General features: G+C 69.2%; 11 protein-coding genes. 7 read left to right on the forward strand and 4 right to left on the reverse strand.

The features are described from left to right. Positions 1 to 29 precede the first annotated feature (29 nt). Positions 30 to 923 (reverse strand): AraC family transcriptional regulator ligand-binding domain-containing protein, encoded by an 894-nt coding sequence (locus DK254_RS04035; RefSeq protein ID WP_158546397.1) that lies wholly within the window; start codon positions 921 to 923, stop codon positions 30 to 32. A 165-nt stretch (positions 924 to 1,088) separates the two neighbouring features. Here DK254_RS04035 and DK254_RS04040 point away from each other — a divergent pair, with 165 nt between their 5' ends. From DK254_RS04040 to DK254_RS04070, 7 genes are all read left to right on the forward strand, one after another. Further along, positions 1,089 to 2,732: an arylsulfatase gene (locus DK254_RS04040; RefSeq protein ID WP_256595795.1), complete on the forward strand. Its 1,644-nt coding sequence runs from the start codon at positions 1,089 to 1,091 to the stop codon at positions 2,730 to 2,732. An 80-nt stretch (positions 2,733 to 2,812) separates the two neighbouring features. Next, positions 2,813 to 3,346, forward strand: coding sequence for a 2,4'-dihydroxyacetophenone dioxygenase family protein (locus DK254_RS04045; protein ID WP_089394174.1), 534 nt, complete (start codon positions 2,813 to 2,815; stop codon positions 3,344 to 3,346). A 1-nt stretch (position 3,347) separates the two neighbouring features. Continuing rightward, positions 3,348 to 4,388, forward strand: coding sequence for an NAD(P)-dependent oxidoreductase (locus DK254_RS04050; protein WP_109932420.1), 1,041 nt, complete (start codon positions 3,348 to 3,350; stop codon positions 4,386 to 4,388). Further along, complete coding sequence (locus DK254_RS04055; RefSeq protein WP_109932422.1) at positions 4,385 to 5,209, forward strand: SDR family NAD(P)-dependent oxidoreductase; 825 nt, start codon at positions 4,385 to 4,387, stop codon at positions 5,207 to 5,209. The genes DK254_RS04050 and DK254_RS04055 overlap by 4 nt, the downstream gene beginning before the upstream one ends. Positions 5,210 to 5,274: 65 nt before the next feature. After that, positions 5,275 to 6,807: a DUF1254 domain-containing protein gene (locus tag DK254_RS04060; RefSeq protein WP_109932424.1), complete on the forward strand. Its 1,533-nt coding sequence runs from the start codon at positions 5,275 to 5,277 to the stop codon at positions 6,805 to 6,807. Continuing rightward, a complete protein-coding gene (locus DK254_RS04065) occupies positions 6,804 to 7,754 on the forward strand; it encodes a transporter (protein WP_109932426.1) in 951 nt (316 codons plus the stop codon). Before DK254_RS04060 ends, DK254_RS04065 begins: the two co-directional genes overlap by 4 nt. A gap of 59 nt (positions 7,755 to 7,813) precedes the next feature. Continuing rightward, on the forward strand, positions 7,814 to 9,241 hold the full coding sequence (locus DK254_RS04070) for a DUF1254 domain-containing protein (RefSeq protein ID WP_109932428.1): 1,428 nt from the start codon (positions 7,814 to 7,816) through the stop codon (positions 9,239 to 9,241). A 769-nt stretch (positions 9,242 to 10,010) separates the two neighbouring features. On the opposite strand, the gene DK254_RS04075 is transcribed toward DK254_RS04070, so the two are convergent. The 3 genes from DK254_RS04075 to DK254_RS04085 all read right to left on the reverse strand — a co-directional run bounded on the left by DK254_RS04075 (position 10,011) and on the right by DK254_RS04085 (position 14,255). Beyond that, positions 10,011 to 11,375 carry a DUF1329 domain-containing protein gene (locus DK254_RS04075; protein WP_109932430.1) on the reverse strand — a complete coding sequence of 455 codons (1,365 nt, stop codon included), beginning with the start codon at positions 11,373 to 11,375 and terminating at the stop codon, positions 10,011 to 10,013. A gap of 17 nt (positions 11,376 to 11,392) precedes the next feature. Further along, positions 11,393 to 13,210 carry a DUF1302 domain-containing protein gene (locus DK254_RS04080; RefSeq protein WP_109932432.1) on the reverse strand — a complete coding sequence of 606 codons (1,818 nt, stop codon included), beginning with the start codon at positions 13,208 to 13,210 and terminating at the stop codon, positions 11,393 to 11,395. A gap of 277 nt (positions 13,211 to 13,487) precedes the next feature. Further along, positions 13,488 to 14,255 carry an SDR family oxidoreductase gene (locus DK254_RS04085; protein WP_109932434.1) on the reverse strand — a complete coding sequence of 256 codons (768 nt, stop codon included), beginning with the start codon at positions 14,253 to 14,255 and terminating at the stop codon, positions 13,488 to 13,490. Positions 14,256 to 14,315 lie beyond the last annotated feature (60 nt).

Raw genomic sequence — 14,315 nt, forward strand, 5'->3', positions numbered from 1 at the left:
GCCGCCGCCCGGCGGGCAGGGGCGGGGCCTCAGCTGCCCTTGTGTTCCTGCCAGCGCTTGCGCGCGCGCAGGTACGCGGCGCTGTCGGCGTAGCCCAGGTGCTCGGCGATCTGTTCGCGGCCCAGGCCCTGCAGCTCCAGGTACTGCTCCTGTTCCAGGCGCACCGCGGCCAGCACCTGGCGGTAGCCCAGGTCCTGTTCCTGCAGGTGCCGGCGCAGGGTCCGCGGGGTCAGGTGCAGGGCCGCGGCGGCGCTTTCCAGGCTGGGCGGCATGCCGCTTTCCAGCTCGTGGCGGATGTGCTGCGCGACCCTGGCGGCGGGCCCGCTGAACTGCTGCAGGCGCGCCAGGCGCTGTTCCAGGCCGCTGACGATCAGCTCCGCCACCACCGGGTGGTGGCCGCGCATGGGGATGTCGAGCACGCGCCTGTCGAACACCAGGCGGCTGTGCTCGCTGGCGAAGCGCAGGTGGGGCCCGAACCACTCGCGGTACTCGGCGTGGTAGGGCGGCCGCGGGTAGTCGAACTCGGCGCGTAGCGGCAGCACCGGCTCCACGCAGCCTTCGCGCAGCTGCGTCATGGTCATCACCAGCGCGTGCTCGCAGTAGGGCCGGCGCAGGCGTTCGGAGCCCTCGATGCGCACTTCGAGGATCAGTTGGCCGTCTTCCTCGCGGATGTGCAGGCGGTCCAGGTCCGAGCCCAGCCGGGCGAAACGCTGCCAGTGGCGCAGGGCCTCGCCGACGGTGGCGCTGCACAGGGCGAGGTGGACCAGCACGAAGCGATCGCCCGGGGCGAACCGGCCGAACAGGTGCAGGCCTATGGCCGGGTCGACGCGGCTCGCGCGCTCCCACAGCTGTTCCAGCCCGGGCAGGTCGAATTCCAGCACGTCGCATTGCTCGCCGAGAAAGCGCGCCAGCACTCGGCCCATGGCGCCGCGGTGGCGTTTGCGGACGGCAGCGCTGGCCACTTTTGTCTGATTTTTGTCCCTTTCGGACATGTCTCGCCTGGCCCCTGTTGCCGTTTCATGTGCCCGACAGAGCCGTGCCGAGACGCGGCGCCGTCGATCGCCCGATCATATAACGAGAACCACGCAATGACCGAGATGCCTACTCGCCCGCAACAGGGGGCCGCGCCCTCGTCCCCGGCCAGGCGCCGCCGCCCGCTGGTGCGGGCGCTGCTGGGCCTGGCGCTGTCCGCTCTGCTGCCTGCACTGCCGGCGGCCGCGGCGGACAAGCCGAACATCGTGGTGATCTTCGGCGACGACGTCGGCCTGTGGAACCTCAGCGCCTACAGCCGCGGCGCCATGGGCTACCGCACGCCGAACATCGACAGCATCGCCAAGGGTGGCGCCATCTTCAGCGACCACTACGCCCAGCCCAGTTGCACCGCCGGGCGCGCGGCCTTCATCACCGGCCAGCTGCCTATCCGCTCGGGGATGACCACGGTCGGCCAGCCCGGCGGCATGCTCGGCCTGAAGCCGCAGACCGTGACCCTGGCCGAGGTGCTCAAGCCCCAGGGCTACACCAGTGGCCAGTTCGGCAAGAACCACCTGGGCGACCGCAACGAACACCTGCCGACGGTGCACGGTTTCGACGAGTTCTTCGGCAACCTCTACCACCTCAACACCGAGGAAGAGCCGGAGGACATCGACTACCCCGCCGACCCCGACTTCAAGAAGCGCTATGGCCCGCGCGGCGTGCTGCACTGCTTTGCCACCGGCGCCGAGCAGCCTGGGGACGACCCGCGCTTCGGCAAGTGGGGCCGGCAGCGCTGCGAGGACACCGGCCCGCTGACGCGCAAGCGCATGGAGACCGTCGACCAGGAGCTGATCCAGGCCTCGTTCAGGTTCATGGACAAGGCCGTGGCCGAGAAGAAGCCGTTCTTCGCCTGGATCAACACCACGCGCATGCACGTGTTCACCCACACGCCCGACAAGTACCTGCAGCAGTGCAAGCAGTTCACCAGCGGCGAGGACGAGCACTGCGCCGGCATGCTGCAGCACGACGAGGACGTCGGCAGCGTGCTGAAGAAGCTCGACGACCTGGGCATCGCCGACGACACCATCGTCATCTACACCACCGACAACGGCCCGGAGCACGAGACCTATCCCTTCGGCGCCACCACGCCGTACCGCAGCACCAAGATGACCACCTGGGAAGGCGGCGTGCGCGTGCCGATGATGGTCCGCTGGCCGGGGCACATTCCGGCGGGCGAGGAGCTCAACGGCATCCAGTCCCACGAGGACCTGTTCACCACCCTGGCGGTGGCCGCCGGCGCCACCGACGTGCGCGAGCGCCTGGCCAAGGGCGACGACTTCGGCACCGGCGTGGTGAAGAAGAACTACATCGACGGCGTCGACAACCTGGCCTACTGGGAAGGCAAGGCCGGGCAGTCGGCGCGCCACGAAATCTTCTACTACGCCGAGAGCCGCCTGCAGGCCGTGCGCCTGAACCAGTGGAAGGCCCACTTCTACACCCGCGACGGCTACTACGGCGCCACCACCACCCTGGAGATGCCCTGGCTGTTCAACATCCGCCAGGACCCCTTCGAGAGCTACGAACAGGCGCCGGGCCCGCGCGCCAACCTGCTGCAGAAGAAGAGCTACGTGTTCCACCAGATGACCGACGCGATAGTCGCGCACCTGCGGACCTTCAAGGACTTCCCGCCGGCGCAGAAGGGCGTGTCGCTGAGCTTCGACCAGCTCAAGGAACAGATCCTCAGACAGGCCGAGAAGTGAACCCTGCGGCGGCCGGACGCCCGGCCGCCGCATCCCCCGCGCGCCCGCCGCGCCCAGAACAACAAGATTGGAGTTTCCCGATGAGTCAGCTCAGCCCCGCCGCGATGCAGGTCTTCGCCGCCATGCAGAACGCCCCCGTGGTGTCCCGCGACCATGCCCGCGAGGCGATCCTGCTGCTGGAGGACGACCTGCCCTGGGTCAGCCTGCCCGACGGTTCCACCATCCAGCTGCTGCACGTGGACCTGAACCAGAACCTGTGGATCAACCGCACCCGCATGAACCCCGGCTTCGGCGTCGACACCCACTACCACACCGGCCCGGTGTTCGCGGTCACCCTGCAGGGCGAATGGTTCTACCGGGAATACCCGGACAAGGTGAACAAGGCCGGCTCCTACCTCTACGAGCCGGCGCACTCGCTGCACACCCTGTGCGTGGCCGAGGACGCCACCGAGGTCGCCGACGTCTGGTTCGCCATCTTCGGCAGCAACGTCGACATCGACGAGAAGGGCGACGTGGTACGCATCCTCGACGCCAAGACGGCCCTGACCGTCTACCGCGCCCTGTGCGCGGCCGAGGGCAAGAGCTGCGACAAGCTGATCGTCCTCGGTGAGTGACATGGCAGCGCTGAACAGTGCGTTCGTGACCGGCGCCGGCGGCTTCATCGGCCGCCACCTGGTGCGCCGGCTGCTGGCCGAGCAGGTCGCCGTGGTGGCCCTGATGATGCCGGGCGAGCCGGTGCCGGCGGAGTGGGGCGACAGGGTGCGGGTGGTGGTCGGCGACGTGCGCCGGCTGCTGGCGCTGCGCGAGCAGATCGGGCCGGTGGATGCCGTCTTCCACCTGGCCGCGGTGGTCAGCGACTGGGGTAGCACCCAGTCCCACGTGGAGGTGACCGTCAAGGGCACCGAGCATGCCATCGAGCTGGCTCTGGGCTGGGGCGCGCACTTCGTGGTGACCACCAGCGTCTGCGCCTTCGCCAGCGCCCTGGCCAGGGGCCGGCTGGACGAGGACAGCCCGGTGGGCGTGCCCTCGTCGGCCTACGAGTTCTGCAAGCAGGAGCAGGAGCGCGTCACCCGCGAGGGCGTCAGGCGCGGGCTCAAGGCCACCATCGTGCGGCCGGCCAACGTCTTCGGCGTCGGCAGCCTGCCCTGGGTGAATTCGCTGGTGCAGGTGCTGCGCGAAGGCGCGCCCTGCCTGCTGGGCTCCGGCAAGTGGGACGCCGGCCTGGTGCACGTCGACAACCTGGTGGAGATCCTGCTCGCTTGCGCGCGCTCGGAGTACGTGCACGGCGAGGTGTTCATCGCCGCCGACGGCTTCGGCGTGACCTGGAAGACCTACCTGGAGGCCCTGGCCAGGGCCGCCGGCACGCCGCCGCCGAAAAGCCTGCCGAACTGGCTGGCGCGCTTCATGGCCAGCGCCCTGGAATGGTGGGGGCACCTGCGCAAGCAGGCGCAGCGCCCGCACCTGACGCGCCAGACCTTCCGCCTGATGGGCGGGCCCAACGAGTTCGCCACCGACAAGGCCAGGCGCCTGCTGGGCTACCGGCCGCCGGTGAGCTTCGAGGCGGCCATGGCCGAGCTGGCCGAACACTTCCGCACACAGCAACAGGCGCCGGCGGGCGCCACAAGCGCAACGGCAAGGCTGGAGAGTCGAGCATGAGCCAGTGGAACCACGGCGCCCCGCGGGTCGCCTTCGTCTCCGGCGCCGGCAGCGGCATCGGCCTGCAGATCGCCAAGGCCCTGGCGGCTGACGGCGCGAGCCTGGCGCTGTTCGACCTGCGCCTGGAGCCGCGGGTGCTCGATGAGCTGCGCGCCCTGTGCCGGCAGCCGCAGCAGCGGGTGGAGGCGTTCGTCGTCGACATCACCCAGGCCGTGGAGGTCGACACGGCGGTGGAGGCCGCCGTGGCCAGGCTGGGCGTGCCGGACTTCGCCTTCAACTCGGCGGGCATCCTGCGCACCGCGCTGTTCACCGAACTGCCGGCGGAGACCTTCGAGCTGGTGGTGCGCATCAACCTGATCGGCAGCCGCAACTTCGCCGCCGGCGTGCTGCGGCACATGCCCCGCGGCGGCCACCTGGTGCTGGTGGCTTCGCTGGCCGGGATCATCGGCGGCTACACCCAGGCCGCCTACAGCGCCTCCAAGTTCGGCGTGGTGGGCCTGGCCGAGGTCCTGCGCCTGGAGCAGAAGCCGCGCGGCATCGACGTGTCGGTGGTGTGCCCCGGGGAGATCGCCACGCCCCTGCTGACCTACGAGCGCCAGCATGGCAGCAAGGTCACCGAAGCGCTCAATGCCACCGCCGGGGTGCTGACGGTGGAGGAGGCGGTGGCCGGCATCCTCGATGGCCTGCGCCGGCGCCAGTTCATGATCACCCCGGGCCTGCGGGCCAGGCTGCTGCGGGCGATGGCGCGCAAGACCAGCGGCCTGCTGCGCTGGATCACCGACCAGACCCTCGCCAAGGCGCTGCGCGCCGAGCGCCGCTGAACCCGCGCCGGCCGCGGCGGGAGTCGCGGCCGGCAAACCGACAGGCATTTGCATGGGAGACCCGTATGCCACGTAGAACACTGATGATGCCGTTGCTGCTGGCGATGGCGCTGCAGGGCCAGGCCGCGGAGTCGGCCACGGCGGAGCCGGTCGGCGGGCAGCCCGCCGCGGGGGCGCGGCCCTCGGTGAGCGACTTCGACTACCAGGTGAAGTACCAGCGCGCCTTCGAGGCGGTGCTCTGGTCGCTGCCCTCGGTGCAGGCCCAGAGCGGCCGCGAGGCCACCCTCGGTGGCCTGGGCGCCAGGGACAACGACATAGTCGCCATGTCCGGCCCGGCCACGCCCAGGTTCGAGACCTGGACCGCCAACAGCTCCACGCCCTACGTCTTCGCCTACTCGGACCTGGCGCGCGAGCCGGTGGTGCTGGAGGTGCCGCCGGCAGGGCCCGACGGCAGCCTCTACGGCCAGGTGACGGACGCCTGGCAGATGACCATCGCCGACATCGGGCCTTCGGGCATCGACGCCGGCAAGGGCGGCAAGCTGCTGCTCACCGGCCCCGACTTCAAGGGCACGGTGCCGGCCGGCTACCGCCAGGTGGTGTCGCCGACCCGGCGGATCGTCTTCGCCTTCCGCTCGGTGCGCGCGCCGGGCAAGAGCGCCGCGGACGCCTATGCCTACTCGAAGCGCCTGAAGATGTACTACCTGTCGCAGGCGGCCAACCCACCACAGCAGCGCTTCGTCGACGCCGTGGATCAGCGCTTCTCGTCACTGCTGCCCCAGGACGAGCGCTACTTCCGGCTGCTCCACGACACCATCGCCTACGAGCCGGCGCGCCCCCAGGACAGGCACATGCTCGGCCTGCTGGCTTCGCTGGGCATCGAGCAGGGCAAGCCCTACCAGCCGGACGAGAAGACCCGCCGGGCCATGCGCCAGGCGGTGGTGGACGTCTGGTTCTACCTGCAGCAGCGCTTCGACCAGCTGCCCAAGGATTACTACTACTGGCCCGACCGCCAGTACGTGCCGCTGCTGCTGCCCGACGCCAACCGCGGCTTCAGCTTCGAATACCCCGGGCGCATCGACATCGACGGCCGCGCCCTGGCGTTCTTCTGGTGCACCCTGGTGCCCCGGCAGGTGCCCGAGCGGCCCGCGGCCTACTACCTGATGGCCATGGCCGACAACCAGGGGCGGCCGCTGGAGGCGGGGGCCACCTACAGGCTGGTGGTGCCGGCGGACATGCCGGTGAAGCAGTTCTGGTCGCTGACCCTCTACGACCGCGCCACCATGGCTTTCATCTACACCCGGGAGGGGCGCACCACGCTGGACTCCTACGGCCTGGACAAGATGAAGAAGAACGCCGACGGCAGCGTCACCCTCTACGTCGGCCCGCAGGCGCCCAAGGGCCTGGAAGCCAACTGGATTCCCACCGGCGGCAAGCGCCCGCTGCCGGCCCTGCGCTTCTACGGCGCCACCGACGCGCTGTTCGACAAGCGCTTCAAGATGCCCGACTTCGAGCGGGTGGACGAGCCCGCCGCGGCTAGCCTCGGCCAGCCGGGCGTCATACCGGCGGGCCTGGCCATGGGCAGCCACCTGCTGCCATGAACCGTGGCGGGCGCAAGCTCCTGGCCGGCTGCCTGTTGCTGGCGGCCAGCCAGGCGCAGGCCGCCGAGAACGGCGTAGGCTTCTACCTGCTGGGCTCCCGCGGCCCCATGGCCGGCGCGCTGCCGCCGCCGGGGCTGTACCTGCAGAACGACCTCTACCGCTATGCGGGCAGTGCCGGGGCGGCCAAGGACTTCCCCGTCGGCGGCCGGGTGATGGCCGGCATCCAGCTCGAAACCCGGCTGGCGATGCCGACCCTGCTCTGGTCCACGCCCTGGCAACTGGCGGGCGGCAACCTGGGGCTGTCCTGGAGCCAGCCCCTGGGCGGCCCGGCCCTGGACGTCGACGCCGAACTGACCGGGCCCCATGGCCAGCGCCTGGGCACCGACGTGCACGCCTCGAACTACACCTACGGCGACCCGGTGCTGGCGGCGATGCTCGGCTGGCACCGCGGCAACTTCCACTGGCAGGGCGGGGTGGCGCTGAACGTCCCGGCGGGCGACTACGACGAGGACGCCCTGGCGAACATCGCCTTCCACCGCTGGGGCGCCGACCCCTTCGCCGCGCTGACCTGGTTCGACCCGACCATCGGCCTGGACCTGTCCGTGGCCGCCGGCGTGACCTTCAACGCCGCCAACCCGGCCACCGACTACCGCAGCGGCAACGAGGCGCACCTGGAATGGAGCGCCGAACAGCACTTCGGCCCGCGCTTTTCCGCCGGCCTGCTCGGCTACCACTACCGCCAGGTCAGCGATGACAGCGGCCGCGGCGCCAGCCTCGGGCCGTTCCGCGGGCGCACGCGGGCCCTGGGCGCGACCCTGGCCTGGAACTTCCCCGGCGCGCGGCCCTGGTCGCTGCGGCTGAAGGCCTTCAAGGAACAGGCGGCCTACAACCGCCTGGAAGGCCACTCGGTGTTCCTCAGCCTGTCCGTCCCCCTGTCTTCCCTGTGATACCTGTCCGGCCCGGCCGGCGGTCATCCATCGTTCCAACCCAGACCAAGGAGTACACGATGAACCGTTCACGTCCGTTCCTTTCCGCACTGGCCCTGGCCGTCGCCCTGGGCGCTGGCCCCAGCCAGGGGGCGGAAGCCTTCGCGGACCCGCAGATCAGCCTGGTGATGAACCCGCAGAAGGTCGCCCAGGCCCAGGAGATCGATGCCTACACCCTGGGGGTGATGGCCTACACCTGGGGCTACCCGCTGGTGCGCCTGGAACGCGTCCTGCGCACCTACACCCAGGTGCCGGCGAACAAGCCGCCGACCAGCTACCGCGCGCCGCTGAACCGCATTGGCTGGGCCACGGCGCTGTCCACCCCGGCGGACAAGGACATGCCCACGGCCAACAACGACACCCTGTACATGAGCGCGGTGGTCAGGTTGAGCGAGCCCTACGTGCTGAGCGTGCCGGACACCGCCGACCGCTACTACGTGATCAACGTCTTCGACATGTACCACGACCTGGAGCACTACATCGGCCGCCGCGCCACCGGTACCGGCGCGGGGCGCTTCGCCCTGGTGCCGCCGGGCTGGCAGGGGACCCTGCCGGAGGGCGTCAAGGCCCTGCCGGTGAGCACCGACAAGCTCTGGCTGTGGGGGCGCCTGCACATCCGCCAGGGCGAGGACCTGGCGCCGGTACTGGCGCTGCAGGAAGGGTTCGACCTGCGCCCGCTGAGCCAGCTGGGCAAGGCCGGCTACCAGGCGCCGAAGGAAGAACTGCCGCCGCTGCCGTCGATCGAGGGCGACGACCTGGGCTTCTTCACGCACCTGGGGTATGCCATGCAGCACAACCGCATCAAGACCGTGGACGCGGCGCTGGCGGGGCAACTGCAGCGCATCGGGCTGAGCGCGGAGCACGGTTTCGACCGTTCCAGACTCACCGCCGAGCAACTGCGCGGGCTCAAGCGCGCCCTGGCGGACGGCCCGCTGGTGGCCGGCAAGGCCACCATGACCTCCACCGTGCTGCGCAACGGCTGGAACGTGGCCATGGTCAACGAGTTCGGCTACGACTACCCCGGGCGCTCGGTCATGGCCGGCGCCTACCTGGGCGGCAACCTGGCGGAGGAGGCGGTCTACCCGATCCGCTTCACGGACGACCGCGGCAAGCCGCTCGACGGCCAGCACCCGTACCGCCTGACCTTCGCCAAGGCGCCGCCGGTCGGGGCCTTCTGGTCGCTGACGCTCTACAACGCCGGCGACAAGATGCTGGTGGACAACCCCATCGGCCGCTACAAGATCGGCTCGGACACCCCCGGCCTGCAGGTGGCGGCCGATGGCTCCGTCAGCATCCCGATTCAGCACGCCCAGCCCAGGGGCGAAGACAAGGCCAACTGGCTGCCGGCGCCCAAGGGCGGGTTCTACCTGCTGCTGCGCCTGTACCAGCCGGATGCCGCGATCCTCGACGGCCGCTACGCGCTGCCGCAGGTGAGCCGCGTCCAGTAGCGGAGCAGGGACCAGACGATTGGGTAGGGCGGATAACCGTTCGCGGTTATCCGCCGCTGGTCGTGCCACCGGAGCGTCCGGCGTGGCGGATGCCAATCGCGGACGGAGTCCTACGTCGGTGCTTCCCGGAACCGTAGGAGCGGACTCTGTCCGCGATTTGGCGGATAACGCCGTAGGCGTTATGCGCCCTACGGGGAGCCCGAGCTTCGTGGGTCCGCACCACACCGAACGGTCCCCTCTCCCGCTTGCGGGGGAGGGTTAGGGAGGGGGTGCGGAGTCAGGGTTTGGCAGAGGTGCGTGGGCGAAGTCCGTCACCCTCTCCCCAACCCTCTCCCTGAAGGGAGAGGGGGCTGTCCCGAGCAAGCGGATAGCGCAGCGTCAGCCGGCAAACTCGTAGGGCGGATAACCGTTCGCGGTTATCCGCCGTTGGCCGATGCGCCGATACACGACGCAAACGGCGGATAACGCCGTAGGCGTTATGCGCCCTACGGGGAGCCCGGGAGCTTCGTGGTTTCGCATCGCGCTGAACGGTCCCCTCTCCCGCTTGCGGGGGAGGGTTAGGGAGGGGGCGGAGTCAGGGTTTGGCAGAGGTGCCTGGGCGAAGTCCGTCCCCTCTCCCCAGCCCTCTCCCTGAAGGGAGAGGGGGCTGTCCCGAGCAAGCGGATAGCGGGGCGTCAGCCGGCAAACTCGTAGGGCGGATAACCGTTCGCGCGGGGCGCGCAAAAAAAATGGCGACCCGAAGGTCGCCCAAAACCACAGGTGCTGCTGCTCAGCGCACCCCGTCGCTGCGCAAGGCCGCGGGGGTGAATTTGGCGGCGGAGGAGGGTTCGCCGAAGCGGATCCAGCTCTTCTCCTCGTTCATCATGCCGCTGACCGCGTAACGGCCGGAGATCAGGTCGTACAGGCTTTCCAGGGCATACCAGGGCACCTGCTGCCTGTAGTCCTGGGTCAGCATGGCCTCGCCCACGCGCCACAGCTGGCCGCGGCCGTCGTACTGGTCGGACAGGGCGATGCTCCAGGAGTCCTCGTCGACGTAGAAGCGGCGCTTGGCGTAGATGTGCCGCTCGCCCGGCTTCAGGCTCGCTTCCACCACCCAGACGCGGTGCAGCTCGTAGCGCGCCAGATCCTGGTTGACGTGGCCGGCCTTGAGGAGGTCCTCGTACTTGTGCTTCGGCGAGGCCAGCTCGTAGTTGTTGTAGGGGATGTAGATTTCCTTCTTGCCCACCAGCTTCCAGTCGTAGCGGTTGGGCGCGCCGTTGTACATGTCCAGGCCGTCGGAGGTGCGCAGGCCGTCGACTTCCGTGGTCGGGCTGTCATAGGCCACCTGCGGGGCGCGGCGCACGCGGCGCTGGCCGGCGTTGTACTGCCAGGCCATGCGCGGTTCCTTCACCTGGTCCAGGGAGTCGTGCACCAGCAGCACGTTGCCGGCCAGGCGTGCCGGCTCGGTGACGCGCGACTTGTAGTAGTACAGGAGGTTTTCCGCGTCCTTGGCGTCCAGGTCGGCCATGCCCTTGGGCACCGCCAGGTCCTCCTCGTAGCGGATGGCGGTGAAGGCGCCGTTGGTCTGCGGCGCCGCGGTGACCGAGGAGCGCAGGATGTTCACGCCGCGGAAGCGGGTGATGTGGTTCCACACCACCTCCAGGCCGTCCTTCGGGATCGGGAAGGCCACCCAGCGGCTGTCGGCGAAGCCCTGCAGGCCGTTGCCGCCTTCCACCAGGCTGGTCTTCAGGGCGCTGGTTTTGGCGGCCTGGTTGATGAACTCCGGGACCACGGTGGTGCGGTGGCTCGGGTAGACGTTCATCTTGTAGTCCGGGTAGCGCTTGAACAGCGCCAGCTGGCCCTCGGACAGCTTCGCCTTGTACTGCTCGAGGTTCTGCGCGGTGATGGTGAACAGCGGCTTCTCGCCGGCGAAGGGGTTGCCGGGGAAGCCCTTGGCGTCCACCGGGGCGGCGTTCTGGGCCAGGCCGCCGGTCCAGGCGGGGATGCTGCCGTCGGCGTTGCCGGCCTTCTCGGCGCCCAGCGGGGTGAGGCTGGCGCCCAGCTTGGCGGCCTCGTCCGGGGAGACCGCGGCCAGTACGCTGCCGGCCAGCAGGGACAGGGTGAAGACGCCGATCACTCGTAGTGCTTTGTTCATCGTTGAGTCCTCGCGGATTAGAAGTTCACGCCGACGCTGAACGCGAGGAAATCGCGATCGATCAGGGTGTTGTAGTCGCCACCGAAGAAGTTGGTGTACGACAGGCTGGCGGTGTAGGTGCTGCGGTAGTCGGCATCCAGGCCCAGGCTGATGGCCTTGGCGCCTTCGTTGAAGGTCGGGCCGTAGCCTTCCACGTCGTGGGACCAGGCGATGTTCGGCTTGAGGTTGATGCCGGCGATGGCGTTGCCGTAGTCGAGGATGGCGCGGGTGCGGTAGCCCCAGGAGGTGTTGGTGTAGAAGCCGTGGGTGTTGCCCGGCGCCCACTGGCCGTACTCGGGGGTGCGGCCGTAGCGCATGGAACTGGTGGGTTCCAGGTCGCTCAGGTGGGTCAGGCCCAGTTCGCCCACCAGGGTCAGGCGGTCGGCGCCCATCACCTGTTCGAAGAAGTGGGTGAAGGTGGTCTGCAACTGGGTCATCGGCTTGCGCTCGTAACCATGGTTGTCGGCACCGGGGGCGGTGGGCATGGTCGGCGAGGTGGTCGGCGCGATGGGGTTGAGCACCGCCAGGGAGATGTCCGGGGTGTTGATCTGCAGCGGCATGTTCGGCCGGTAGCTGACCTCGCCCTGCCAGGCGGTGCCGGTGGGCAGCGTGGTGGCGAAGCTCAGGCCGTAGAGGCGGATGTCCTCGGGGTACTCGATGAAGTAGTTGCTGTTGCCCAGCACGGTGCTCAGGGCCATGCCCTGGACCACCGAGGAGCAGCCCGGGCGGCCGCCGCAGGCGGCGCCGGTGGCGGCCAGGATGCGCCCCAGCGAGGCCAGGGTGTCGGCGCCGGCGGTCTGGCTGCTGTAGTAGGGGTTGCGGCTGTGGTAGTTCATCGCATAGGCGCCGTACTCCACGTCATCGGTCATCCAGCGCAGGGCCAGGCCCCACTGGCCGCTGTCGCGCGGGTCGCGGTCGCCGCTGCGGGGCAGGATCACCCCTTCGTCGTTGGCGATGAAGCCCTGGCCGTTGGCCGCGGCGATGGGCTCGAACTGCGCCATCAGCGCGCCGAAGCCGGGCGCGGCGTTGTTGGCGTTGTTCAGGTTGCAGCCGTGGGGCACAACGTCGGTGCCGAAGAAGGTGCCGCAGTTGTCCAGCACCGTCTTGTCCCAGCCCAGCTGGTAGAAGCCCTCGGCGGAGAAGCTGTCGGTGATGCTCTGCGACAGGTAGAACATGTTCACCGGCAGCAGCGCTTCCTTGATCTCGGCGCCGGGGCGGCGCAGGGCGGAAACGTCGATGGGGTTGATGCTGTTGATGCTGTTGGGGATGAAGGTGCTCTCGCCCCAGCTCACCACCTGCTTGCCCAGGCGCACGCTGCCCGGCAGGTTGGAAATGTCGTAGTTGTGGTAGACGAAGGCATCGAGCAGCTGTGTGCCGGAGGAGCGGGCGCCCTTGTCGCGGCCCTCGTCGCTGATGTCCTTGAACGGCCGGCTCTCGTCCTTGAGTTCGAAGTCGTACCAGTACTTGCCACGGACGAACAGGCCGGTGTCGCCGTACTTCAGCTCCAGGTCGTGGATGCCCTTGAACAGCTTGGAGAAGGTCTCGCCCTTCTTGAAGTTCAGGCGGCCGTCGTCGGTGGTGTGGGTGGCGGTGTTGCCGCCGTTGTTGTAGCCGATGAAGTCCTGGTGGGGGCTCTGGGTACTCCAGCTGGCGCCGATCGACAGGGAGGAGTCGAACTGCCCCTCGATCTCGCCGATGCTGAAGTTGACGGCCTTGGCCGGGGCCGCGACGCCCAGGGCCACCGCCAGGGCCAGCAGCTGCGGTTGGAAGAAGCCAGGTCTTGTTATTGTTTTCATGTAGTGCTCCGGTGCTCGGTTGGAAGACTGCAGGCACAACCTATGTGGAGCGCCGGGCGCGGATAAGCGCGCGAAAGTACGAGTGGCGTGTCGGAAGAAGGTATGAGTCGTGCTGTGGCGCGGGTTTCAGCGGGGTTCAGCAATGCGATGAATGGTCCTTCATTCACTGGCTCGGTCAGACGTGGGAATTGTCCGAAGGAATTCACCCATGGCAACGCGCGCACCGGGCCAGTACCCGGTGCGTTCGGAGGTCAGGAGGGCGCCGCGGGCGCGCGGATCAGATGAGATAGCCGCCGTCCACCGCCAGGCTGATGCCGATGGTGTAGCTGGAGGCGTCGCTGGCCAGGTAGAGCACGGCGCCGGCCATCTCCTCGGGGTTGGCCACGCGCTTGAGCGGTACCCGCTGCAGGATGCCGTCGAGCACCGCCGGGTTCTGCACCAGGGCGGCGGCGAACCTGGTGTCGGTGGGCCCTGGCAGCAGCGCGTTGCAGCGCACGCCAAAGGGCGCGCACTCGCGGGCGAAGACCTTGGTCATGCTGATCACCGCGGCCTTGGTCACCGAGTAGATGCCCTGCAGCTCGCCGGGGCTGACGCCGTTCACCGAAGCGACGTTGACGATGCTGCCGCCTCCCTGTTCCTGCATCAGCCTGCCGGCTTCCACCGACATGTAGAAGTAGCCGCGGATGTTGACGTCCACGGTCTTCTGGAAGGCGGCGACGTCGGTGTCCAGCACGTTGCCGTACTGCGGGTTGGTGGCGGCGTTGTTGACCAGGATGTCGAGGCGCCCGAAACGCTCGCGGATCCAGTCGAAGGTGGCCCGGACCTGCTCCGGCTCGCCGATGTGGCAGGCCACGGCAGAGGCCTTGCCGCCGGCGGCCTGGATGGCCTCGGCCACCGCCTGGCAGCCCTCCAGCCTGCGGCTGGAGACGATGACCTGGGCGCCCTGGCGGGCCAGCAGGTGGGCGATGGCCTCGCCGATGCCGCGGCTGGCGCCGGAGACGAAGGCGACCTTGCCGCCGAGGTCGAAGGGGGCGGGTGTGGACATGGGCTGCTCCGGGAATGCTGTCGGGAGGTGCCGGCCACCGCCCCCAGGTCGGGTCAGGGG

It is taken from the genome of Pseudomonas sp. RW407, assembly GCF_003176655.1.
Classification (GTDB): domain Bacteria; phylum Pseudomonadota; class Gammaproteobacteria; order Pseudomonadales; family Pseudomonadaceae; genus Pseudomonas; species Pseudomonas delhiensis.

What these genes read in the sequence shown, in the direction of transcription:
- DK254_RS04035 (WP_158546397.1), bottom strand. Translation starts at nt 923, where the DNA reads ATGGGCCGAGTGCTGGCGCGCTTTCTCGGCGAGCAATGCGACGTGCTG.
- DK254_RS04040 (WP_256595795.1), top strand. Translation starts at nt 1,089, where the DNA reads ATGACCGAGATGCCTACTCGCCCGCAACAGGGGGCCGCGCCCTCGTCC.
- DK254_RS04045 (WP_089394174.1), top strand. Translation starts at nt 2,813, where the DNA reads ATGAGTCAGCTCAGCCCCGCCGCGATGCAGGTCTTCGCCGCCATGCAG.
- DK254_RS04050 (WP_109932420.1), top strand. Translation starts at nt 3,348, where the DNA reads ATGGCAGCGCTGAACAGTGCGTTCGTGACCGGCGCCGGCGGCTTCATC.
- DK254_RS04055 (WP_109932422.1), top strand. Translation starts at nt 4,385, where the DNA reads ATGAGCCAGTGGAACCACGGCGCCCCGCGGGTCGCCTTCGTCTCCGGC.
- DK254_RS04060 (WP_109932424.1), top strand. Translation starts at nt 5,275, where the DNA reads ATGCCACGTAGAACACTGATGATGCCGTTGCTGCTGGCGATGGCGCTG.
- DK254_RS04065 (WP_109932426.1), top strand. Translation starts at nt 6,804, where the DNA reads ATGAACCGTGGCGGGCGCAAGCTCCTGGCCGGCTGCCTGTTGCTGGCG.
- DK254_RS04070 (WP_109932428.1), top strand. Translation starts at nt 7,814, where the DNA reads ATGAACCGTTCACGTCCGTTCCTTTCCGCACTGGCCCTGGCCGTCGCC.
- DK254_RS04075 (WP_109932430.1), bottom strand. Translation starts at nt 11,375, where the DNA reads ATGAACAAAGCACTACGAGTGATCGGCGTCTTCACCCTGTCCCTGCTG.
- DK254_RS04080 (WP_109932432.1), bottom strand. Translation starts at nt 13,210, where the DNA reads ATGAAAACAATAACAAGACCTGGCTTCTTCCAACCGCAGCTGCTGGCC.
- DK254_RS04085 (WP_109932434.1), bottom strand. Translation starts at nt 14,255, where the DNA reads ATGTCCACACCCGCCCCCTTCGACCTCGGCGGCAAGGTCGCCTTCGTC.